Source organism: Kordiimonas lipolytica (genome assembly GCF_001550065.1).
The window spans coordinates 52,327-76,490 of sequence record NZ_LRUB01000030.1 but is presented as its reverse complement, the minus strand read 5'-3'; the positions used below and the strand labels follow the sequence as shown (position 1 = coordinate 76,490).

At 54.3% G+C, this 24,164-nt stretch carries 20 protein-coding genes; 16 read left to right on the top strand and 4 right to left on the bottom strand.

Annotated features, from left to right (window positions below; genetic code table 11):
- Nucleotides 1-218: 218 nt before the first annotated feature.
- Nucleotides 219-1,160, top strand: coding sequence for an IS110 family RNA-guided transposase (locus tag KORM41_RS15395; RefSeq protein ID WP_082719706.1), 942 nt, complete (start codon nt 219-221; stop codon nt 1,158-1,160).
- A 24-nt stretch (nt 1,161-1,184) separates the two neighbouring features.
- On the opposite strand, the gene mnmA is transcribed toward KORM41_RS15395, so the two are convergent.
- Nucleotides 1,185-2,345 (bottom strand): tRNA 2-thiouridine(34) synthase MnmA, encoded by a 1,161-nt coding sequence (gene mnmA / locus KORM41_RS15390; protein ID WP_068150103.1) that lies wholly within the window; start codon nt 2,343-2,345, stop codon nt 1,185-1,187.
- A 272-nt stretch (nt 2,346-2,617) separates the two neighbouring features.
- Between mnmA and KORM41_RS15385 the strand changes: the two genes are divergently transcribed.
- The 15 genes from KORM41_RS15385 to KORM41_RS15320 all read left to right on the top strand — a co-directional run bounded on the left by KORM41_RS15385 (nt 2,618) and on the right by KORM41_RS15320 (nt 20,573).
- Nucleotides 2,618-4,390, top strand: coding sequence for a flagellar hook-length control protein FliK (locus KORM41_RS15385; protein ID WP_068150099.1), 1,773 nt, complete (start codon nt 2,618-2,620; stop codon nt 4,388-4,390).
- A 41-nt stretch (nt 4,391-4,431) separates the two neighbouring features.
- Nucleotides 4,432-5,103: a flagellar hook assembly protein FlgD gene (locus KORM41_RS15380; RefSeq protein ID WP_068150096.1), complete on the top strand. Its 672-nt coding sequence runs from the start codon at nt 4,432-4,434 to the stop codon at nt 5,101-5,103.
- Between the two features lie 87 nt (nt 5,104-5,190).
- The gene (locus KORM41_RS15375) at nt 5,191-6,564 is read left to right on the top strand and encodes a flagellar hook protein FlgE (protein WP_068150092.1); all 1,374 of its coding nucleotides are present in this window, start codon (nt 5,191-5,193) and stop codon (nt 6,562-6,564) included.
- 173 nt (nt 6,565-6,737) lie between these two features.
- Nucleotides 6,738-7,010 (top strand): CtrA inhibitor SciP, encoded by a 273-nt coding sequence (gene sciP, locus KORM41_RS21595; protein ID WP_082719980.1) that lies wholly within the window; start codon nt 6,738-6,740, stop codon nt 7,008-7,010.
- 104 nt (nt 7,011-7,114) lie between these two features.
- Nucleotides 7,115-8,890 carry a flagellar basal-body MS-ring/collar protein FliF gene (fliF, locus tag KORM41_RS15370; protein ID WP_082719979.1) on the top strand — a complete coding sequence of 592 codons (1,776 nt, stop codon included), beginning with the start codon at nt 7,115-7,117 and terminating at the stop codon, nt 8,888-8,890.
- Nucleotides 8,891-8,948: 58 nt separating this feature from the next.
- Nucleotides 8,949-9,938: a flagellar motor switch protein FliG gene (fliG, locus tag KORM41_RS15365; RefSeq protein WP_231727295.1), complete on the top strand. Its 990-nt coding sequence runs from the start codon at nt 8,949-8,951 to the stop codon at nt 9,936-9,938.
- A 17-nt stretch (nt 9,939-9,955) separates the two neighbouring features.
- Nucleotides 9,956-10,654, top strand: a complete 699-nt coding sequence (locus KORM41_RS15360; protein ID WP_068150083.1) for a FliH/SctL family protein — start codon at nt 9,956-9,958, stop codon at nt 10,652-10,654.
- 11 nt (nt 10,655-10,665) lie between these two features.
- Nucleotides 10,666-11,025, top strand: coding sequence for a flagellar motor switch protein FliN (fliN, locus tag KORM41_RS15355; protein WP_068150081.1), 360 nt, complete (start codon nt 10,666-10,668; stop codon nt 11,023-11,025).
- 28 nt (nt 11,026-11,053) lie between these two features.
- The gene (locus KORM41_RS15350) at nt 11,054-11,818 is read left to right on the top strand and encodes a motility protein A (protein ID WP_068150078.1); all 765 of its coding nucleotides are present in this window, start codon (nt 11,054-11,056) and stop codon (nt 11,816-11,818) included.
- Nucleotides 11,819-11,909: 91 nt separating this feature from the next.
- Nucleotides 11,910-13,310 (top strand): sigma-54-dependent transcriptional regulator FlbD, encoded by a 1,401-nt coding sequence (gene flbD / locus KORM41_RS15345; protein WP_068150073.1) that lies wholly within the window; start codon nt 11,910-11,912, stop codon nt 13,308-13,310.
- A 33-nt stretch (nt 13,311-13,343) separates the two neighbouring features.
- A complete protein-coding gene (flhA, locus tag KORM41_RS15340; protein WP_068150070.1) occupies nt 13,344-15,467 on the top strand; it encodes a flagellar biosynthesis protein FlhA in 2,124 nt (707 codons plus the stop codon).
- 46 nt (nt 15,468-15,513) lie between these two features.
- The gene (locus KORM41_RS15335; protein ID WP_068150068.1) at nt 15,514-16,533 is read left to right on the top strand and encodes a flagellar biosynthesis protein FlhF; all 1,020 of its coding nucleotides are present in this window, start codon (nt 15,514-15,516) and stop codon (nt 16,531-16,533) included.
- The gene (locus tag KORM41_RS15330) at nt 16,530-17,318 is read left to right on the top strand and encodes a MinD/ParA family protein (protein WP_068150065.1); all 789 of its coding nucleotides are present in this window, start codon (nt 16,530-16,532) and stop codon (nt 17,316-17,318) included. Before KORM41_RS15335 ends, KORM41_RS15330 begins: the two co-directional genes overlap by 4 nt.
- A gap of 116 nt (nt 17,319-17,434) precedes the next feature.
- Nucleotides 17,435-19,621, top strand: a complete 2,187-nt coding sequence (locus KORM41_RS15325) for a hypothetical protein (protein WP_156432006.1) — start codon at nt 17,435-17,437, stop codon at nt 19,619-19,621.
- Nucleotides 19,622-19,673: 52 nt separating this feature from the next.
- Nucleotides 19,674-20,573, top strand: a complete 900-nt coding sequence (locus KORM41_RS15320) for a DMT family transporter (RefSeq protein WP_082719978.1) — start codon at nt 19,674-19,676, stop codon at nt 20,571-20,573.
- Here KORM41_RS15320 and KORM41_RS15315 read toward each other — a convergent pair.
- The 3 genes from KORM41_RS15315 to fliI all read right to left on the bottom strand — a co-directional run bounded on the left by KORM41_RS15315 (nt 20,570) and on the right by fliI (nt 23,849).
- Nucleotides 20,570-21,949: an aminotransferase gene (locus KORM41_RS15315; RefSeq protein ID WP_082719977.1), complete on the bottom strand. Its 1,380-nt coding sequence runs from the start codon at nt 21,947-21,949 to the stop codon at nt 20,570-20,572. The two genes, KORM41_RS15320 and KORM41_RS15315, sit on opposite strands and share 4 nt — an antisense overlap.
- A 95-nt stretch (nt 21,950-22,044) precedes the next feature.
- Entirely contained in the window at nt 22,045-22,494 is a 450-nt protein-coding gene (locus KORM41_RS15310) for a flagellar FliJ family protein (protein ID WP_068150054.1), read from the bottom strand.
- Nucleotides 22,495-22,502: 8 nt separating this feature from the next.
- Entirely contained in the window at nt 22,503-23,849 is a 1,347-nt protein-coding gene (gene fliI / locus KORM41_RS15305) for a flagellar protein export ATPase FliI (RefSeq protein ID WP_068150051.1), read from the bottom strand.
- Nucleotides 23,850-24,164 lie beyond the last annotated feature (315 nt).

Sequence of the window (24,164 nt, the reverse complement as noted above, 5' to 3'; positions counted from 1 at the left end):
CTTATACATTGAGAGGCACGAAGATTTGTTATGATCTTCGTGCCTCTTTGATTTTGAACAGGGGGTGGCCACCCCCTGTTCAAGGTGCGGAATGTGGTTGAGCCCACTCGGGGCAAGACCTTTTACGGTCGTAAAAAAGCATAACCCTTCCGCACCACAGAGGCTTCGTCGAACCGCTGAGTGAGCTTTTACGCTCGTGTATAAGAAAGACAAAGCCAATGACTTATACCACGCGATCCATTGGGATCGACATATCAAAATCATCCTTTGACGTTTGCCTGCTGCCAGAAGGCGAAGCAGACACATTTACCAATAATACATCCGGCATTGCCAAATTCCTTTCGTGGGTTGCTGACAGGGAAGACATTGAACGGCTGATCCTGGAGCCTACAGGTGGCTATGAACGCATGGTCACAGATGCCTTGCTTGCAGCCGGGTTGCCGGTTGCCAAAGTTAATGCCCGATATATCCGTCAGTTTGCCCGGGCCAGTGGGCAATTGGCCAAAACCGACAAGGTGGATGCCTTTGTGCTAGCCGACTATGGCAGGCGCATGGAAACACGCCTTCTTGAACAACCTTCTGAACAGCAGCAGGAACTCTCAGACCTCGTAGTCCGATACAAACAGCTGTCCCACATGATTGTCCAGGAAAAGAACCGCCGGGAAAAGCTGCTGAACAAGGCAAGAGACTGGATCGAAGAGGCTCTGAATTTCCTGCTGGAACAGCGTCAAGCCGTTGTGGAAGCGATGGAGGAATGCCTGGAACAGGATGCAGCACTCAAGGCCAGGGCCAAAGTGTTGACTTCAATAAAGGGCATTGGATTGCGGACCGCCTGCTTCCTGCTGGCAGGCCTGCCGGAACTGGGTCATCTCGACAAAGGACAAATCGCCAAGCTCGTTGGTCTAGCCCCAATCAACCGGGATAGTGGTCTAATGCGCGGCAGGCGGACAATTACAGGAGGACGGAAACATGTGCGCGATGCTTTATATGTGGCGACACTCCCCGCCATTCGCTTCGATCCGGAAATGAAAGCTTTCTATCAACGCCTCAGGGAAAACGGGAAGCCCGGTAAAGTCGCTCTCATTGCAGTCACTAGAAAAATCCTCATTCGCGCAAACGCAAAAATGAGGGATCACTATGCAGCCGCGCTTGACACATAACACCGCTGCTTTTTATATGGGGGATCAGGCTGCGGCCAGCCGTGGGTCTGCGCTGGTGGCGCTGTCGATCCAGCCGCCGCCCAGCACACGGTCCCCGTCATAGAAAACAGCGGCCTGGCCGGGGGATACGCCGGCCTCAGGTTCGTTCAGCACCACGCGGGCGCGGCCGCCTTCAAGGAAGATTTTCGCTGGCACGCCGGGGCGGGTGGAGCGGATTTTGGCAACAACATCCAAGCCTGAAGCCGGGACATCTTCGCCGATCCAATTCACCTCCTTGACGCCGATCTCGCTTGTCAGCAGTGCTTCCTTGGGGCCAACGATGACCTGCTTTTTGGCGGCATTCAGCTTGACCACATAGATAGGGTCTTCAAAGCCGCCGATGCCAAGACCGCGGCGCTGGCCGATGGTGTATTTTACGATGCCTTCGTGACGCCCGAGCACATTGCCGTCGATATCCACAATATCGCCGGGCTCAAGCGCGCCAGGGCGCAGCCGTTCGATCACATCCACATAGCGCCCTTCGGGTACAAAGCAGATATCCTGGCTGTCCGGCTTGTCTGCAACGGTCAGGCCGAAGCGCTCGGCCTCGATCCGCGTCTGCTCCTTGTCCATGTGACCAAGGGGGAAACGCAGGAAATCCATCTGCTCCTGCGTGGTCGCGAACAGGAAATAGCTCTGGTCCTTGCCGTCGTCGATGCCGCGCACCAGCTGCGCCTTGCCGTCTTCGCCAACAACCCGCTGTACATAATGGCCGGTGGCCATACAGTCCGCGCCCAGGTCGCGTGCGGTATCAAGAAGGTCCTTGAATTTCACTGTCTGGTTACAGCGCACGCAGGGGATCGGGGTTTCGCCCTTGATATAGCTGTCGGCAAACTCTTCCATCACCTGGTTCTTGAAGCGGCTTTCATAGTCCAGCACATAGTGCGGGATACCCAGTGCTTCAGACACACGGCGGGCATCATGGATGTCCTGCCCCGCGCAACAGCTGCCTTTTTTCTGAACGGCGACGCCGTGATCATAAAGCTGCAGCGTGATGCCGACCACGTCATAACCCTGCTCCTTCAGAAGCGCAGCCGTCACGGAGCTGTCCACACCGCCGGACATAGCCACGACCACGCGCGTCTCTTCTGGCGGGCAAGGGAACCCGAGGCTGTTCAGTTCTGTTTGCTCAAGTGGGGTCGACATTTCTTACTACTTTCGTCAGCTTTCGCTTCTTGCCTGTCGATATAGGCATTCGAGCTTCCAGAGGCAAGTGATTCCGCCCAATAGGCATGAATGATCCTGTTTTTGCCCGGCAAGAACCGCTCCCGCCCCAAATTAGAACGCACCCTCCAATACGGCGACCCCTTGAGATTCAAGGCGTTTCGCATTTTTCGGAAAAACTGGCCCGCCCCTTGCTTCTATCTGGTCGAACAAAACCCTGCCGGGTGATGAGGCGAACAAATTGGTAGTAAGATATGAACCCTATTGATCAATTGATGCAGAGCATTGGCTCCTCCCCTTCTCCAGCGATTGCTGGGCTGTTGGGCGTTAGCCAGGCTTCAGGCGCGGGACAGAGCGATTTAGCCGCTCAGTTTGCCCAGGCGCTGCAAAGCATTGAAACGGCCTCAGTCGTTCCGGGTACTGCTGTATCCGAAGCACTTGACCTCACCACGGAGCAGGCGGAACTTCTTGCCAGCCTCCAGGCCACCTTGCCGCCTGAGATGATGCCCGCGCAGTTGCAGGGGGCACCGTTTGCAGGCTTGACAGCGGACCTTACTGAAAGCAGCGCAAGCTCAGCTCAATCTGCCCAACAGGCGAAGGCGGGCGTTTCAGGCATTGCGATCCAGGCTGCTCTTGCAGGCAGTCAGGCTGCCGCGATGTCAGCGCAAGGTATAACGAGCCAACAGTCCGGCCAGGACATATCCATTCTGCCTCAGGCAGCCCTTGAAAAACTTGGCCTCAAGCTCGAGCAGTTGCCAGCCCTGCCGTCAACTGAACAGTTGGCCGCGGTATCGCAGGCCGGGGTTTCCACCAACAGCCACATTCTGCCTGCTACCGCAGCGCAGGGATTGTTCGGCGTTGCGGTTGAAAAGGCCCCTGTCCTTACCCCGGGCGCAGAGGGCACAACCGTTCAGGCTACACCTAACGCTTTAGGCCAGGCCGGACAGGCCCAGTTGCCTGAAGAGACACTTGCAGCGCCCCTGGACAAACCAGCACTTACTGCAGCGCCCGTTAACGGCGCGCAAGCAGCCACACCCAGCCTTCAAGGGCTGGCACAAGGCCAGCAACAAGCCGTCCCCACGGTGACCCCGCAATCGGAACAACCAAGCCAGGCGGCTCCCGCTACTCCTCAAGCCCCTGCCGAGGCGCAAGCCGATGAAGTAGAGGGTAACGGTGTTGTCACGCAGCAGGCGCAGCAACAGGTTGCAGCCGCGGCGCCGAAGTCAGTAGCGGACCGCACTGTGCCGACAACGAACAAGGCCAACAGTGGCCCTGGCAAAGAGCAGCTTGATTTCAAGGTAACTGCAGAGCCTGCCGCGGACACACTGAAAGAAGCAGCTTCAGCAAAACCGGTAGAACCTGTATCAAAACTTCCAGAAACACAGGCGCCAGCGCCAGCGCGCGAGGCTCTGCCCCCGCTGACACCTGAGCGAGTAGCCGGTTTCTTTGATAGCACGTCGGCAAATGCCGTTGCTGCGGGACTGAGTGGCCTGAAAGGCGAAACCGGCTTTATGGCCAGCATGTCGCTTCTGGGTGGCAAGCCTTCGCCAGAACTGGCGCAGCAGGTTAGCCAACAGCTGAACATGCATGTCACCAAGGCGGTAAACGACGGCCAACAGGCCTTCACCGTTCGGCTCGACCCAGCTGAGCTCGGCCGCGTGCGTGTGAAATTGAGCTTTCTCGAAGGCGGCAAGGTTCATGCTCAAGTGATGGCGGAGCGGCCCGAGACTTTGGACCTTATGCAGCGCGACACTCGTGGCCTTGAGCGGGCGCTTGAGTCTGCTGGACATAAAGCGGATGGCGGCATCCAGTTCAGTCTGGACACTAACGACCAGGAGAGCGCTGGCCGGGCATTCGCCGAAGCAGTCCAGCAGGAAAAAATGCGCGACGATCTGGCAGCGCGCAGCGGCCTTGGTCATGGAATGGCTGAAGGCGGCCTGGAGGTCGACATCGCCGAAGAAGAAGTTCCACTTGAGACCATCCTCGCCAACGTAAGCGTGGAAACCGGTCTGGATATTGAAGTTTAAGGAAAACCGGCCGCATCGGCGGCCGAAATGAGAGCAAGAGAATGGTAGATCTTACAGGCATAACATCGGGAACCGGAACCGGTTTGACGCGGGGCGACAACTCCGCAGCCAAACTTGCCGACGACTTTGATGATTTTCTGACCCTGCTCACAACGCAGCTCCAGAACCAGGATCCAACAGATCCGATGGACAGCAACGAGTTCACCAATCAGCTCGTACAGTTCTCAAGCGTAGAACAGCAGATTCAAACGAACCAGAACCTTGAGTCTCTCCAATCCCTGCTGGAAATGAATAATATTGCCAGCGCAGCTTCCTTCCTGGGAAGTGACGCCCTGATTTTGGGCACAACAGGCGATCATGACGGCAGCTCGGGCATTAAGTGGCAGTATCAGAACACAGCTGTAACGGATGACCTTACCGTTAAAGTCCGGAATGAAACAGGTACCGTTGTCTATTCCGAGGCTGGCCTGACAACTCTTGGGCTTCATACCTTCAAATGGGACGGTATCGATACTGCCGGCAACCCAGCCGCCCCAGGGAAATATACTCTGGACATCGCAGCAACCAATGCTGACGGCGTAGAATTGGACCCGCCAATAGCTGTTCAGGAAACTATCACGGCCGTAGACACCAGCGGCCTTGAACCAATCTTTACCGTCGGCCCGAACGAAGTTGGGCAGTCGGAGATTTTGCAGCTCGTTCATAAGAACTAGCTGACCTAAACACCGGACCGAAGCGCCCGGTTAACGAGCAGAAAGCCCAAAGCACGCGAAAACGCAAAAGAGTGTAGGAGAAGTAAAATGGCATTCACTGCTTTGGCAGCAGGCGTATCAGGCCTCCAGTCCTTTACCGAGGGCGTAGGCGTCATCGCCGACAATATCACCAACGTAAACACGATTGGTTATAAAGAAACCCGGGCCCGTTTTTCGACCCTTGTGACCGAAACAGCAGCTCTTTCATCATATTCACCAGGCGGCGTACGCGCATTTTCGGATACGCTTGTATCAAAGCAGGGTCTTCTGCAGCCTTCGGCTTCAGCGACAGACCTGTCAGTTGACGGCGCAGGCTTCTTCGTGGTGCGTGATGGCACAGATGCAGAAGACGCTGCGGGTGAAGTTCTTTATACCCGCGCAGGGTCCTTTACCCAGGACTCCCGTGGCTTCCTGAAAAACACTGCGGGCCTCTACTTGATGGGCTGGCCGGTAGCCGCAGACGGCAGCATCACCAACAACCAGAACGACCTGGATGAGCTGAGCCCGATCAACATCAACGAATTGAACAGCTTGGGGTCGGCTACACAGAATGTATCTTTGCGCGCCAACGTGAATGCGAGCGCGACCGAGATTGATGGCGCTGCCTATACCCTCGGAGACCTTGCAACCGGCACCACCACGGCAGAACTTGAAACCAACATTCAAGTATATGATTCCCTTGGTCGGCAACACACCGTGATTGTAGCAGCAGCCAAGGTAGACAACGCCGCGAACACTTGGAATTATGAACTCTATTTCGATGATTCATCTGTGCTCACGGCAGCCCACACCAACGGCATTGTTGCTTCTGGCCAGTTGGTCTTCAACACAGATGGCTCCATTGACCTTGCCAGCACCACTATGGATGATATTGGCGGGAACCCCGTTGATCTTTCCCTAGGCGAAACGCTGACATTCGACTATGCCACCAACGCAACCGATGGTGCGACTGTCGAAGTTGAACAAGGCGCTATTACTTTTGACTTTGGTACGGATGCTGAAACAGATGGCTTCTCGCAAACCGACAACGCATCAAACCTGCTGAGTTCAAGCGTGGACGGCGCGAACTTTGAAAACGTGAACGGCGTTTCCATTGGGGAAGACGGCAATGTTACAGCAATCTTCGACAACGGCCTGACCCTTACGGTGTTCAAGCTGCCTGTCGCGACGTTCCAGAACGCGGATGGCCTGACCCGTCGGCAGGGCAACGCCTTTGGCCTGTCGGACCTTTCAGGTACACCGTCCTTCCAGCAAGCTGGTCGCGGCGGTGCCGGCAGCATCGCTCCGAACTCTCTTGAGCAGTCTACCGTAGACCTTGCCAATGAATTTTCGGAACTGATCAAAGTACAGCGGGCCTTTTCTGCCTCCACCAGGATCATCACAACATCCGATGAAATCCTGGAAGAGCTGACAAGACTCTAAGGTTCGAGCTAACCTAGCTTGACAACCACTCTTTTGCGCGAAACTGGGTAGCCTTGGCTGCCCAGTTTTTGCGTAGGTCTATAGGTTAACGGCGCTTTAACTGTAGCCATTAGGCTTTTTTAAACGACCTCTTCCTATAATCGCCTCACCACCAATGGGTGAGGTAGAGTCTTATGCAGAATGGAACCAATAGAGCAAATGTCATTGGACCGACAGGTAAACCTTTGACCCTTGCCGACCTTCCGAAAGCGAATACCCAAAGATGGGTTATCCGGCGCAAAGCAGAAGTTGTTGCTGCGGTTCAAGGCGGACTGCTTAGCTTGGAAGAGGCCTGCGCTCGCTACTCTCTTTCAGTAGAAGAGTTCCTTTCTTGGCAACAAGCCATCACCAAGAACGGCCTACCCGGCCTTCGCGCTACACGCATACAGCAATACAGAAGCGATTAGCACTGCCGATTTGCCACTAAATTCAGCCCATCTCAAATTTTTCCTTTACAATTATAGGCAAAAATTGCCTAGATTTAACTATCTGTTTACTCTGACAGACTAATTTGTTGGGTGAACTTGGGGCGAGTATCCCCATTGGGTGTTTGTATCCGAGGTGGGCGTTGGAAAATTTTCTGCAATTTCTTCGAAATCTTGGCACTGGCCGGCTGATCCTTATCGGCCTAGTAGGTGCCCTGACCATATTCTTTTTCTTTGCCATTGTCGGACGCTGGCAAACCGCTCCCATGACTGTGCTTTACACAGACCTGGACCCCGCGAATGCGTCGACAATCGCACAACGCCTCGAAGCCGAAAGCATCCCCTATGAGACAGACGCGGGCGGCCGCGTTTTAAAGGTTCCTCGGGATCAGGTTGACCGGTTGCGCCTGACGCTTGCCGGCGATGGCCTGACCGGCGGCGTTGTTGGCAAAGAGATTTTTGATCAGGAAAGCAGCTTTGGGCGCACGAGCTTTGAGCTCAATGTCAATTATGTCCGCGCCGTGGAAGGCGAAATAGCCCGCACCATCAAATATCTAGGCTCTGTCAGCGAAGCACGCGTGCACATCGTGATGCCGGAAAGGCGCCCGTTTGAACGGGAGGCCTCCGAGCCATCAGCGTCCATTCTTGTTCGCACAAGCGGCGCCGGACTTGGGCGCCGGGAAGCCCAGGCGATCCAAGCCCTTGTGGCAACAGCAGTGCCAGGTTTATCTCCTGAACGCGTTACAATCTCCGACACATCTGGGCGACTGCTTGTGGACGGAGCCAGCGAGCAAGGCGAATTCTCAAGCTTTACAAGCCTGGAAGAAGCGCGCCTTGCCAAAGAACGCATGTACCGCAACAAGATTGAGCAGTTGCTTGCCCGCAGGGTTGGCGAGGGCCGCGTTCGCGCCGAAGTATCCGTTCAAATGGATATGAGCAGGACGACTACGAACGCTGTAACCTACGACCCTGACAATCAGGTAATCCTGTCTCAGAACGTGGTGGAAGAAGAGTCTCGTGAAACGGATCAGGTAGGCGGCCAAGTTACGACTGCCAATAATTTGCCTGATGCTCAAGGGCTCGGGGTTTCCCCATCAAACACCGCCAGCAAGACTGAAGAAGTAACAAACTTCGAAAACTCGAAGACAGAAACAGTTACGATCAAGGAGCCCGGCGAGATAACCCAATTGCGGGTTGCCGTGCTGGTAGATGGCATCCGTGAGATTGACGAAGAAGGCAACACAGTTGGTTACCAGGAAAGACCGCAGGCCGAGATAGATCAGCTTCGCAGTCTTGTATTGACGGCTATTCCCTTTGTTGACGATCCAGACACCGGTCGCAGCGATGAGGTAACAGTTACATCAATGCGCTTTGTTGACCCCACGCCGATCACGCAGGCTACTCAGGACCTGAGCTTGTTTGGACTGAACAAACAAGACCTGATCGAAGTCGTTTCCGAGGGCGGCATAATTATCTCCATTATTTTGGTGATCCTTCTGGTGGTTCGTCCGCTGGTGATGCGCCTGATCGAAGCCATCCCAGATGCCCCTGCCCCACCTGATCCGGGTCAAATTGAAGACAGGACCACTGAAACACCGGCTATTATGGGGCCAGGCAGCCCGATAACCGCGGATGTAATGGCTGCGGCCGCTGCGGGTGATGAGGATGCAGCCGCTGCTGTTCGCTACGCTCAGCAAACAGGTGCTCTGGTTCGGGACGACATGCGGACGGACGCAAAAATTGACGTCGCACAGGTTGAGGGCAGGATCCAGGAATCTGCAATCAAGAAGGTCGCCGACATTATACGTGCCAATCCTGATGAATCGATCGCGATCGTAAAAACGTGGCTTTATGCTGAGTGATCCAGCGAATCCGCGGTATTAAACTGATACAGGTGTAAAAATGCCAGAATTGACCAAAATGTCCGGAGCTCAGAAAGCAGCAGCTTTCATGTTGGCCATCGGCGACGAACATGGCCGAAATATCTGGGAAGGTCTGTCGGAAGACGAGATCAAGGAGCTGTCGCAGCATATGTCGACACTTGGCACCGTGGCCGCCGCCGATGTCGAAGAGCTTTTCGTTGAATTTGCCTCAAAGGTTTCAACTGTCGGCAACCTGAATGGCTCTTTTGACAGCACAGAACGCCTTTTGGCAAAAATGCTGCCGGGCGACCGGGTACAGCAGATCATGGACGAAATCCGAGGACCTGCGGGACGTACCATGTGGGACAAGCTGGGCAATGTGAACGAAGTTGTTCTCGCCAGTTACCTCAAGAATGAATACCCACAAACGGTTGCCGTTGTGCTGCAGAAGATCAAGGCAGAGCATGCCGCTCGCGTACTTTCTGTTTTGCCTGAAGATTTTTCCATGGAAGTCATCATGCGGATGCTCCGTATGGAGGCTGTTCAGAAGGATATTCTGGACAAGGTCGAACAGACCCTGCGCGTAGAATTCATGAATAACCTTGCGCGCACCAGTCGCCGGGACAGCCACGAGACAATTGCAGAAATCTTCAACTTCCTGGACCGAAGCGCGGAATCCCGTTTCCTCGCAGCGCTTGAAGACCGGAATAGAGATTCTGCAGAACGTATCCGCGCCCTGATGTTCACCTTCGAAGATCTCGCCAACCTCGACCCGAGTGGTGTGCAGACCTTGTTGAGAAATGTGGACAAGGACAAACTCGCCCTTGCAATGAAAGGGGCATCCGACACCCTTCGCGACCTATTCTTCTCCAACATGTCCGAGCGGGCAGCAAAAATCCTGAGAGAAGACATGGAAGCCATGGGGCCTGTTCGTCTGAGAGATGTAGATGAAGCACAAATGGACATGGTCAACAAAGCCAAAGACTTGGCGGAAGCAGGCGAAATCCTGCTTTCCGACAACAAAGGCGAAGACGAACTGATCTATTAGAAGTGGCATGAGAACGAATGGCTGAACCTGTAAAATATCGATTTGATCAAGCCTTCGACGGCGGTGCAAAGAGCCGCTTCGACGAAGAACTTGACCGCCTTCGCGCGGATACAGAGCAAATCAAGTCTGAAGCTTATGCCCACGGCTTTGAGGAAGGTCGAAAGCAGGCCCTAAATGATATTGAAGCGGCCACCCAAGAAACCTTGAGCCAGGTTGCTCAAGCTGCCCATGCCCTTTTCTCGCAGAAGTCACAGCTGGAATCCGGCATCAAACAGGAAATGGTGCAACTGGCCTATGCGATTGCATCAAAGCTCTCGCCAGCCCTTATCAGGGCACACCCAATGGCTGAAATTGAAGCCCTGATAGAAGACTGCCTGGCGACAGCGAACAAGGAACCGCGCTTGGTGGTAAGGGTCTCGGAATCGCTGCTCGACCCAGTCAATGAGCGGCTTGAAGACCTGAAAGCATCAACCGGATTTCCCGGTGATATCGTATTGATCGGAGAGCCGGGCCTAGGCCCTCAGGACTGTCGGGTGGAATGGCCCGACGGCGGCACCGAACGCAAGCATGACACCATCATGCGTGAAGTTGAAACAGCGGTGCAGCGCTTTGTCATGTCTGACGCTGACAATGGCGCCAAATCCGCGACTGCGGAAGAAACAAACCCTGAAACAGAGGAAGCTATTGAGCAACTTGCTGCAGGTGGACCTGAATAAGGAATTATTTGATGGCAGACGAAGACGAAAATTCAGGCGACGTTGGCTTGCAGAACCTGGACGATGGCACAAGCCGTAGCCCGGACCTTGCACCCAAGGAAGACGGGCAAGTCCGCTCGGCGCAAGAATTAGAGCCGGTATTTGATGTTCCGGTACGCGTTCAGGCGGTTCTCGGAAAGTCGACCCTTGAAGTCAGCCAATTGCTGAAGCTGGCCCCTGGGGCCGTTGTGGAACTTGACAGGAAAGTCGGTGAGGCCATCGACATTTACGTCAACAACAGGCTAGTGGCTCGTGGTGAAGTTGTCCTGGTGGAAGACCACCTGGGCGTAACAATGACCGAAATCATCAAGCTGGATGGCGGCGCGAACTAGGTTCGCGGATCAAGGGGGCAGACGGCCTATGAGCACGATTTTGGGTATGTTGACGGCCTTCCTGCTGGTTGCTGGCGCGATCTGGCTCGGCGGTTCTCCCTGGGCATTCATAAACCTGCAGGGCGTCATGATCGTTGTTCTGGGAACTTTCGCCGTTACGGCCATCAGCTTCCGCTTTCAGGAGATGATGACGTTACCGGTGAACATCTGGACCTTGCTGCGCCATGGCCAACGCGACCCGTCGGATGAGGCTGTCAAAATAATGAAGATTGCTGTCGAGGCACGGAAACATAACGACATTTTGTTGCTGGAGCGCCTATTGCCGAAGTTGAAAGATACGCCGTTTCTGATGAAAGCCATCCAGCTTGTCGTTGATGGCACGGAGCCGGAAGAGATTGAGCAAATCTTGCGGCGTGAAGCGAGCTCGGCATCCTCTCGCCATATGAGGTCTGTTGACTTCCTGAGGCGGGCTGGCGACGTGGCGCCTGCTATGGGTTTGATCGGCACGCTTATTGGCTTGGTCAGAATGCTGGGTAACTTGGACAATCCGGCAGAGATTGGACCGGCTATGGCGGTGGCGCTACTGACCACCTTCTACGGCGCGCTGATGGCGCACCTGTTTTTCATTCCGCTGGCAGCAAAAACTGAGCACTGCACAGATGAAGAGGCTTTGGTGAACAACCTTTATGCCATGGGCGCAACATCGATCCGCCGCAAGGAAAACCCGCGGCGCTTGGAAATGCTCTTGAATACCGTATTGCCGCCAGCACAAAGGATAACCTTTTTCAAATGACTGCAAGCCGAAACAAAATTTGCAAGGTCAAGAAAAGAATTGAACCGCATGACCCGCGGAGAAAACGGGTTGATGTAACGGAGACTATAAAATGCGACTGCTGATTGTGGGAACTCTTAATGGCCAGTTGGGTGCCGCCAGCCAGATTGCGATGGACCGCGGGGCCCAGGTAACTCACGCGCCCGACACTGACACTGCTCTTTCAATCCTAAGGAGCCGTGGCGCAGACCTGTTGATGGTTGAAATCTCGCTCGACATTCCGGGGCTAATTCCAAAGCTTCGGGCAGAGCACTTTTCCATTCCTGTGGTCGCCTGTGGCATAGGAACCGACCCCAAAACAGCTGCAGCGGCCATTCGAGGCGGAGCAAAAGAGTATATCCCTCTGCCGCCTGATGCAGAGCTGATCGCTGCTGTTCTTGAAGCTGTTGCGGAAGATAGCCAGTCCTTCATTTACCGTGACGCTATAATGAAAAATGTTGCTGCCCTGGCCGAACAAGTAGCCCCGTCTGAAGCCAGCATCCTTATTACCGGGGAGTCTGGTACCGGTAAGGAAGTAATGGCACGCTTCGTACACCAGAAAAGTCGTCGGGCGAACAAACCCTTTGTAGCGGTTAACTGTGCTGCCATCCCCGAAAACCTTCTGGAATCCGAACTGTTTGGCCACGAAAAAGGAGCCTTCACTGGAGCAGTAGCCCGTCGGATCGGTAAGTTCGAAGAAGCAGATGGCGGCACTCTTCTGCTTGATGAGATTTCGGAGATGGATGTGCGCCTGCAGGCAAAGCTCCTGCGCGCCATTCAGGAACGCCAGATTGACCGGGTAGGTGGCTCAAAGCCTGTCAATGTAAACATTCGGATTATTGCTACATCCAACAGAAATCTTCAGGACGACGTCAAGGATGGCAAATTCCGGGAAGACCTGTTCTTCCGTCTCAACGTCGTGAACCTGCGCGTCCCTCCCTTGCGGGAACGTCCATTAGATATTCAGGCCCTGGCAGAATATTTTGCCAAGAAATATGCCGAAGTAAATCAGGTAGAGGAACGCCCGATCAGCGCCGACGCCATGAAGGTTCTCAAGGCGCATAACTGGCCAGGTAACGTCCGTGAACTGGAAAACACCATGCACCGGTCTGTTCTGCTTGCTACGGGTGACGAGATTTCCGCGGCAGCCGTACTTCTTCCAGACGCCAGCGGCAATCTGGCTGTTACCGGCTCGGGCGAAAGCCGCGCACCGGAAAGCCAGCCTCAAAGTAGTATGGGGGAAGAAGGCGGTATAGACGCGGAAGTGGCCGCAACGCTTGTTGGCAAGACCGTCGCCGAAGTAGAACGGGATCTGATTATAGATACATTGAAGCATTGCCTGGGCAACCGTACCCACGCAGCTAACATTTTGGGAATCTCCATCCGGACACTTAGAAACAAGCTAAACCAGTACCATGCAGACGGTGTTTCGGTTCCCCAGCCGGGCGACAACAACCACCGCGCTTCTGTTTAGTGCAGGAACCGAACTGCCAATGAGTGACAAACAATGAATGATTCAGCTCCAGGTGGGCAGCAGGACAATTCAGGTGCCCAGGGCGGACTGAACGTCGGTGCCGTGCTGTCTGGCATGAAGAGCTCTGACATCGCCTTCGCGCTGGGCATGGTGACTATCATCATGATGTTAATCATGCCGATGCCTGGCTGGTTGCTGGACATCATGCTGGCAGCATCTATCACCTTTTCTGTTATGGTGATGATGACGACCCTGTTCATTCAAAAACCGCTGCAAATGAGCAGCTTCCCTACCATCTTGCTGATCGCAACCATGTTGCGCCTCTCGCTGAACCTGGCGTCGACCCGGCTTATTCTATCCGAAGGACATACAGGCACCGATGCAGCAGGCAAGGTAATCGAGGCTTTCGGCAACTTTCTGATGGGGGGCCAGGTTGTCATTGGTATCATTGTCTTTGCCATCCTTGTGATCGTAAATTTTGTGGTCATCACAAAGGGCTCCGGTCGTATCGCAGAAGTTGCCGCGCGCTTCAGCTTGGATGCCATGCCCGGCAAGCAGATGGCCATTGATGCCGACATGTCCGCAGGCCTTATTGATGAACCCGAAGCAAGACGCCGCCGCCAGGAACTTGAGGATGAAAGCACCTTTTTCGGTTCGATGGATGGTGCTGCAAAATTTGTCCGCGGTGACGCAATCGCGGGACTTCTCATCACCATAATCAATATTGTTGGTGGCATCATCGTTGGTGTTGTTATAAACGATATTAGCTTTGGCGACGCTGTTAACCGCTATACTATCCTTACCGTGGGTGACGGGCTGGTATCACAAATTCCAGCACTAATCGTATCCACGTCCGCAGGCCTGTTGGTAACCAAGGCCGGCGTTTCCGGCGCTACAGACAAGGCCCTGTTCGGACAACTGAGCGGCTATCCGCGGGCTCTGGGTGTCTCAAGCGGGCTTCTTCTTGCCATGGGGTTAATGCCAGGTCTTCCGCTCATGCCCTTCGCCCTTTTTGGCTCTATCCTGGGTGTTTCTGCCTATCTTCTGACCAGCAAGAAATCCCAAGAGGCAAAGCAGGTTGCTATTGCGGAGAGTGCCGAAAAGAAAGCCGCCGTTCCCGCAGAGGAGCCTATTACTTCTGCACTGGCCATCGACCAGCTCAGGCTTGAGCTTGGTTATGGGCTGTTGACCCTTATCAATGACGACAGCGGCTTCCGGCTCACCGACCAGATCAAGGCACTTAGGCGCCAACTGGCGACAGAGATGGGCTTCGTTATGCCCTCTGTCCGCATATTGGATAATATGCAGTTGCCCGCAAATTCATACGTGCTTCGTGTCAAAGAAACTGAAGTCGGTCGCGGTGACATTCGTCCCGGCATGCTCCTGGTGATGGACCCTCAGGGACAACCGGTACAGATACCAGGCGAGGCGACAACTGAACCTGCCTTCGGCCTTCCTGCGACCTGGGTGGATCCTGGCGCGCGCGAAGAAGCCAGTTTCCGCGGATACACTGTTGTGGACGCAGCCACGGTCATCACAACGCACCTGACGGAAGTCATCAAAGACAATATGGCTGACCTGCTCTCGTACGCAGAAACACAGAAGTTGCTGGACGATCTGCCATCAGACCACCAGAAACTGGTGGCCGACATTGTGCCCAACCAGATCACAACATCGGGCATTCAAAGGGTACTCCAGTCCCTGCTTACGGAGCGGATTTCCATTCGTGACTTGCCGACTATCCTTGAAGGTGTGGCCGAAGCGACGGGGTTCACACAAAACATCGTCGCCATCACCGAACATGTCCGCACCAGGCTGGCAAGGCAGCTATGCGCCGCCTACTCCAATGCCGAAGGCTTGGTGCCGCTCATAACCCTTTCTACAGAATGGGAACAGGCGTTTGCGGAAAGTCTCGTTGGCCAAGGCGAAGAGAGACAATTGGCAATGGCGCCCACGCGACTGCAGGAATTTATCAACTCCGTGCGCATGGTGTACGACCAGCAGGCAGAACGGGGCGAAGCGCCCGTCCTGTTGACAAGCCCGCTGGTGCGTCCCTATGTCAGGTCGATTGTTGAGCGGTTCCGCCCCGCGACCGTTGTCATGAGCCAGAACGAAATTCATCCGCAAGCCAAGATTCGGACACTTGGCCAGATTTAATAAGTATCTGAGCCAGTGCCGGCTCACTTAAGGACAATAAAGCGCAATGCGGTTAAAAACCTTTCATGCCAAGACGATGTCGGAGGTAATGGGGCTGGTCCGAAACGAGCTCGGACCGGATGCCATCATCATACAGATAGAAGAAGGCAAAAGCGGCGTCAGGGTGACCGCGGCTCTTGAGGCTGGCGCGACGCCTAAACCACCTGACCATGCCCCAGAACCCAAACAGACACCTGCTGCGTTCGAGATTTCACACCCAGTTCCGCAAGCCCGGGATTTCGATACAGCAGATATTAATGCTGTTCTGAATCATCATGGGCTCCCTTTTGAGACTGCATCTCATATTAGCGAGGCTGCCCGTGCTGTCGGTGGCGGCAGTCTTGTTGACGCCTTTTCAGTCGCGCTGGAAACCGCCATCCGCTTCAGTCCATTAACCGACAGTACAACACGCCCGATCATGCTGGTTGGCCCACCGGGTGCCGGCAAAACCATTTGTGCTGCCAAGCTTACAGCTGACGCCGTTCTGCACGAACGGCCTATCAACTTGATTTCGACGGATACGGTGAAGGCAACAGGTATCCAGCAGCTGGATCATTTCGCTCAACTGATGAAACAAACAGTGTCAACAGCGGCATCGCCCGAAGAACTCGCTGCGGTGCTCCGGTCACACAGCAACAAAGACGGTCTGACCATCATTGATACACCGGGCACGAACCCGTTTGATATGGATGAACTGCGTGAAATTCTCGGCTTTATCCGAGCCGTCGATGCGGAACCGGTTTTGGTAATGCCAGCGGGCCTGGATGCCCTGGACGCACAGGAAATCGCAGGAGTCTTTTCCCGGCTAGGGTGCCAACGCTTCATCGCAACACGGCTCGATGCTGCCAGGCGGTATGCCAGCATTATCATGGCTGCACGCCCTGGCTACCTGGCTTTGGCAGCACTTAGCAGAAGCCCCTTTGTGGCCGATGGCCTTGATCCCGCCACACCAATGGCTCTTTCCAAGCTGATAACAGCCTTACCTCGTCGAAGCAAAGCCGACACACTGACGGATGAGAAATCATGAATGATTTTGTTGCATTAGATCGCAAAGAAACCCTTGAACGGCGCCTGATAACAATCGCGTCCGGAAAAGGCGGTGTCGGGAAAACATGGGTTTCGGTATCTCTGGCCCATGCCTTGGCCCACGCAGGAAAGAAAGTACTTTTGTTTGATGGTGACCTGGGCCTCGCCAATGTCGATATTCAGCTTGGTATGATGCCAGAAAGAGACCTTGGGCAGGTCATCACCAAGGACGCGACAATGGCGGAAACCATCGTGCCCTTTACCGACAGCACTGGGGCTGGATTTGACGTACTTCCAGGCAAATCTGGATCCGGTGCCCTTGGTTCCCTCTCGAAGGAAACATTGGTTGGCATGCGTAACGACCTGACCCAGCTTGCGGAAAATTACGACCATGTCTTGCTTGATCTGGCGGCAGGTATCGACCCCTCTGTGACCACCCTTTCCAAGCACAGGGGACGAATTTTGGTGGTGATGACCGCGGACCCTACATCTCTCACGGATGCGTACGCATTCATCAAAGTGACGCATATGCGCAACCCGAACGCTGATATCTCGATCGTAGTGAATAATGTGGCTTCGAAGAAAGAAGGCGAAAAGGCATTCGCTGCCATCAAACGTGCGTGCGAAGGATTTTTGAAGATTTCACCGCCACTTACCGGTATTATCAAGAATGACCCAAAGGTCGTTGACTCGATTAGGTCGCAAGTCCCCCTTCTGATCAGGCACCCTCAATCAGAAGCGGCTTCGGACATTAAGGCTCTGGCTGCAGCCATTACCGGACGCTAAGCGTACCCACTGAAGCAGCTTCGAACGCGAAGGACTGCGGAATGAGTGATATATCCGGGCCTCCACTGCCTAAACCCGTCGACCCGGTCGCCAGAACGACCGGCAAGACCAGTGCTGTGTCAAAGGATCCTCAGCAGGCCCAGACCGAGGCTCGTGAACATAAGGGCGAAAGTTCCTCAAAACACGAACAGGCTGAGCACCTCCGGAGCCGAGAGCCCGCCGTTTCCATATCCGCAACAGCGGCTCACCTGGAAGTCGGAGAGCGGCTAAAGGAACAGGTAAAAAAAATCGACAATGAAGGCCGTCCGATCATTGTTACGGAAACAGCGACATTCGCCTTGCGCCCCGATGCGGGACTGCGCCCAGGCGACGACGTCAGGTTGGAAATCATTGAAGCCGGACATAAATTGGCAGCAGACCTCCATGAGCGCAATGGGCATACCATCGACCCACCGATCAGGCTTGCCCTGGTAGTTATTGCAATTCATGCGAAACAGCAGCCTCAAACTAATGAGACACAGCAGAACCCAGCCCCTCTTCCTGAGAAAACGGGATATGGGCCTGCCGTTCAAACAAAAAATATATCCAGTACTACCAGCGACGCCTTGGCAAGCATGCTTGGTCGTTCCGCCCAAGGCGGTAGCTCAACCCAGCCCGCACAATACTATCCAAAGTCGCCCCCTGCCCCTGAGGCACAACAAGCGCCCCATGCTCAGGTAACTGGCTCACCTGCTGAACAAACAGGTAATCCTGACTTTCTGGCCAGCCGCAATAGCAGCCCGGACTTGGCAACCCTGATAGCCGCGCAGCAAGGAAACCGCAGCAGGGGCTCGGGCTATGGTCCTGCTACCAATCAAAACCCTGCCTCACCGAAGGCTCTTGATGCAACGCACCTTATCCCGAAATCCAGTCTAACGGAGCTAACAACAAGTGGCCCGCAAGACGGCTTGGGTCCAGTAATCAGGGCATTCTCTTTCTCCGGCCAGTCGCATTCACTTCAACTGATGGATCCCAGTACCAGTCAGGTTTCTCCGGCCCAAGTTGCTACGGTTCTCGCTGTTCGCCCCTTACCGCCTGAGGATGCAAAGGCCCTACCGCTTGCGGTAAACGCCTTAAGCCCTTCCGGGGCCACGCTAGCCACTGTAGAGACGAATAAGGGTAATTTTGTCATTCCCCTCGCTCAGGCTAACAACCTCTCAGGTGAATTGGTAAAGATATCCGACATTCAGCCACTGTCGGGCGTTGCCCCCAAAGAGCATCAGGCCACGTTCAATGCCATATTGGCGGCGCCTGGCGCTGGCCAACGCAGTGCGGTGACAATTCAGATAAACCAGAATGCAGCCCCCCAAGGCATACCCGGCGAAGCGCAAATCAAGGCCGTGCATACCGTTCGCGCGTTCCTTACGCCCAAAGGGCCCAGCGCTGATTTCCGAATTGAGACAACTCAGGGAGAGCTGTTTATCACCATGCCAAACAGCTTTCGTCCAACCACAGACGACCTGATACAAATTCTCCCTGGGCAAACGAGCCAAACACAAACAGTTGGCTTGCCCCTTAGGGCCGAACAAACCGCGCAGCTATCTGCCGGGACCGCGCTCAGTACTCTTGGCGCCCATCACTGGCCTGCACTGGAACAAAGCTTTGCGACCATCATGGGAGCGGATCCTGCCGCGGCAAGTCAATTGGCAAGCAAAAGTGCACAAGGCGGTGGCAAGCTTGCAAACAGCTTGCTCTTTTTCTTGAGTGCCGCAGGACGCGGCAACCCGGAAGGATGGCTGGGACAAGATGCCGCCCGGGTATTGGAACAATCGAATAAGTCCCTATTTGAGGCATTTAAGTCCGGCATGTCACGTTTGATGCAGGCGGCAACGGATACAACATCTGATTGGCGGCCGGCCCTTCTACCCCTTGAAATGCGACTGCCTGATATGCCTTGGGTCGCCATGCTTTTTGGCCCTCCCCCCAGAGACGACGGCGCAGGAGGCGGCAAACAAGGTTCTGGCAACGAGGGCGATGATATGCAGGGCGCACAGCGTTTTCTGGTGGAGGTTCGTTTTTCTGTCCTGGGAGCCATTCAACTGGATGGTCTCGTACGCGAAAACCGCTTTGATCTTGCAATGCGCTCGGAAAAACCTTTACCTCAAACACTAATGCGAGAAGCATCTGGCTTGTTCGCCGCAGCACTTGACGCGAACGGCTACACTGGCCAACTTTCAATCACTGAGAACCAACCCTTCCCCATGGATGTAGAGGCGCTGATGCAGCAGGTACAAATCAGGCCTGAACATGCATCGCTGACTTGAACTCGATAGTTTTTGTTGTATCTCTTGCTCCGGTTCAATTTAGGATACTTGCGTGCGCGTTACTTTGGCATTTGTTGGCTGCGTCTTGATCTGGGGCTCTACCTGGTATGCGATTGAGTTGCAATTGGGCATCGTTCCCAAGGAATGGTCTCTCGTCTATCGTTTCGGGATTGCATCCTTTACACTTTTCCTGCTCTGCCTCGTCCGCAAAGAGCGTCTAATTTTCCCGATAAATCAGCATCTCTGGCCAGCCTGCACCGGCCTGTTTTTATTCTCCGCAACCTATGTCCTGACATATGGGGGCGCAGAATATCTTACGTCCGGGCTGGTCGCCATCACCTTCGCCCTTCTGTCATTTCTAAACATCATCAACGGTCGAATATTTCTGGGAAATGCCATCAAACCCAGCGCGCTGTTTTCCGCACTGCTGGGCATCCTGGGGCTGGCGTTCATTTTCAAACCGGAAATTGACAGCTTCACACTTGATGACGAAGCCTTCAGGGGACTCCTTTTATGCCTTGGGGCAACACTTGTTTGTTCTTTCGGCAATACCTTTGCCGGCACCAGTGGGTCCCGGAGTATGCCACTTTTTTCCTTCAATGCATGGGCCTTGGGCTATGGAGCCCTGTTCAATTTCAGCTACGCCATCTATAGCGGAAAACCTGTAGGGTTTGACCCATCCGCCTCTTATGTGGGTTCGCTGTTATATCTTGCAATTGTTGGGACGGTGATTGCGTTCTCCATGTATATTTGGCTGATTGAGCAAATCGGCATTGGTCGGGCGGCTTATATGAGCGTTCTCACACCTGTCATTGCTCTGGCAATTTCAACAGTGCTTGAAGGTTTTACATGGAACCTGTTTGCGCTTTCAGGTCTGGCACTCGTGGTCTGTGGCAACTTGCTGGTGGCCCGTACCCGCGAAAAGCCGTCTCAGCAAATCTCAAAATCCTAAGATGATTCCAGGGCCCTTTGAGTTTCGTCAAGAGCATCGCGCATCACACCCACAAGGAAATCAACCTCCGCATGGGTGATGATAAAGGGCGGGCACAAAACAACAACATTTCCTGCTGGCCGGACAATCAGCCCACGCACCAACGCCATCTGGCCAACGTGATTGCAGACGCTCGCTTCCAATGGATACTGCTCACGCGAACGCTTATCTTTTGCCAGTTCAACACCGGCAATCAGCCCGGACACCCGAACTTCACCCACCAGCGGATGGTCCTCAAGCGTCTTGAGTTTCTTGCTGAAATAGGGGCCTATGTCGGCATGTACCTTTTCCACATGTCCTTCAGTTTCAATGATTTCGATATTCTTCAATGCGAGCGCAGACGCAAGAGGGTGTCCTGACGTCGTAAATCCGTGGTGTAGAACGCCGCCTTTGTCTTCGATCACGTCTGCAATCTCATCAGAAATGACCGCCGCAGAAATTGGTGCATAGCCCGAGGACAGACCCTTGGCCAAAGCCATCATATCAGCTTCGAAGCCGAATGTTTCTTGCGCGAACCAATGCCCTGTCCTGCCGAAGCCGGTAACAACTTCATCCGCGATAAGCAGCACATCATGTTCCGTGCATATCCGGGAAAGTTCAGGCCAATAGCTGTCTGGCGGCACAATCGCGCCCATTGTACCCTGGATGGGCTCTGCAATTACGGCGGCGACGTTCTCCGCACCGGCCTCCAGGATTTTCTTCTCCACGTCTCTGGCGGCCGCAAGGCCGAACTCTTCAGGCTCCAGGTCCCCTCCACACCGGTACCAGAAAGGCGAGGTGGCCTGAAGCACATCATCGCCGCCCGCAAGACCGAAATCTTCAATCATGGGAGCATTACCGTTCAGGCGCGTCGTCGCAAGGGTGCTGCCGTGATACGAATAGTCCCGAGAAATAAGTATCCGTTTACTGGGCTGCCCCTTTCGGCGCCAATAAAGGTAGGCAAGCTTGATCAGTGTCTCATTCGCTTCCGACCCGGAATTTGCGAAGAAAACCTTGTTCAGGCCAGCCGGTGCAAGGCTTGCAATTTTTCCTGCGAGTGCGGCGGCATAAGGGTTCGATACAGCTGAGAAACTGTGATAATAGCTCAGGGTACGTATAGCCTCGACAGCTACGTCAGCCATTTCTTCTCGGCCATACCCGATATTCACACAGCCAAGCCCAGCCATGGCGTCCAGGAGCCTGATCTCCTGCCCGGTTATATAGGCACCCTTAGCCTGCTCGATCACGAACGGGGCTGCCTTCTTCACGGCTTGCGGATCGGTGAAGGGATGCAAATGATGCATCCTGTCCAGCGCTTGAAGCTGTTCCAATATTGCCTGATCGGATAGGCCCATCATTTTCTCCCCTGTTTATTCTTTAATATCAGAAAGGGGCAGGTAAGAAAATGAATCTGCTGGCATTTAGGGATTTGGACGGGATTAAAAAAGGCGCGCTAGTTTCTGCGCATATTCACATATCGTGGATCAGCCAACGCTTCTTCACGAGCGTGGTTCTGTATTCCCAACTCGTCAAATGCATCCTGCTCCATTTTGGCTTCCGCTGCGGCCTCCCGGGCTTTTTCCCGACTTTGGGCAATTTCAAACGTCTTCAGTTCACGAAACCCCTCAGCAACAATGTCCTGATGCTTGGCAACCTCACGCTCCTTGGCAGCAAGCAGCTCAGACAATTGTTGCTGGCGCATCCGCACCCCTTCAAGATAGGCCCCAATTGCCACGGCCGACACTTCCAGCCCACTGTTTCTGGATTGCTCAACGACTTCTGCTTCCATCGTCTCTATGGCAAGCACGATCTCTTCCCGCTCGCCCTGCAAATCCGCAAGCCGCCGCCGCTTTTCATCGAGCTCCCATTTTCTGAGACGGATAATATTTGCCAGTTTGCTCATGAGCTACCTTATGCCGCGCCAGACAAATTCAATTGGGCCGGACCCGTTTCCAGAATTTTTTTCAGCTGAAGATAACCCTCTGCAAGGGGCGTTTTGTCGTCTTTCCATTGGCCAAGGAATTCCTCAAACGCATCATGGTATCCAATGGCAGCATCCACATCCGGGTTGCTGCCGCGTCGGTAAGCGCCAAGTCGGATCATCTCTTCCATATCAGCGTAGGTCGACATGAATTTTTTCGCTTCCCTGACAATCAGGTTTTCATCGTCAGAATTACAGCGCGGCATCGTCCGGGAGATTGATTTCAACACATTAATCGCTGGAAACCTGCCACGTTCAGCGATGGCGCGTTCCATGATAATATGGCCATCAAGAATACCGCGGACAGCGTCAGCAACGGGTTCATTATGATCGTCGCCCTCCACCAACACGGAAAAGATTCCTGTCACATTCCCAGAACCTCTTGGCCCCGGCCCAGCCCGCTCCAGCAACTTTGGCAGTTCGGTGAAAACTGTTGGCGTATAGCCCTTGCTGGTCGGAGGCTCGCCACCTGCGAGGCCGATTTCACGCTGTGCCATGGCAAAACGGGTGACGCTATCCATCATGCACATTACTTCCGCGCCACCATCCCTAAAATACTCAGCGAGTGTCATTGTCAGATGCGCTGCCTGCCGGCGCATAAGGGCCGACTCGTCTGATGTGGCAACCACAACAACAGACTTGGCCAAGCCGTCTTCACCCAGGTCATCTTCAATAAATTCCTGAACCTCGCGGCCCCGCTCACCGATCAAGCCGATGACACTAACGTCTGCAGATGAATGACGAGCGACCATTGAGAGCAGGACGGATTTGCCCACACCAGAGCCTGCAAAGATACCAAGGCGCTGTCCTTTGCAGCAGGTGATAAAGGTGTTCAGCGCCCTGACACCCACATCGACCTTTCCGCCGACGCGCTGCCGACTATGAGCTGGGGGGGGGCTTGCCCTAAGCAGCCTTGGACGCGTTCCATGTTGAATGGGGCCTTTCCCGTCTATTGGTTCACCAAGGGCATTCACCACGCGGCCAAGCCACGCATTAGACGGGAAGACGACCGGTTCACTTTGGGTCAGAACAGCCCGGCAACCAACCCCTACCCCTTCAAGTGCATCGAAAGGCATAGCAAGCGCAGTTTCATGACGAAAGCCGACAACTTCAACCGGAACCTTTCGATAGCCGCGGGTCTCCACCTCCAGGCGTGACCCGATCGAGATATGTTGGCCAATCCCGGCCAATTCAACCAAAAGTCCACGGACGCCAGTAACCCGTCCATATCGACGCTCGGTTTGAACTCGCTCAATTTCCTGAATAAGGCTGCGCATTGTCCCTCATAAAACCCGAACCGCTATAAAAGCCTAATAGCTGGACCACCCCTGGCCCGCAGCAATTCTCTCTGTCGTCGGCGCCCATCATGCCGCAATCACTTTAAAGATTGGTAAAAGCCCACGACAGACTAGTCAAACCCCTTTCCCACCGTTGCGATTTTTCTTGGACAATTCGTTAACCTTCGTTAACATTAACCATAGAAACATACGTCATCCGGGAATGGGGTCGCCGTATTTTTGGGTTCCCGGAGTGTTTCAACAGGAAGAATTTCTGGGGGATATGAGGGTTCAGGCAACCGCTATTCCTCAATA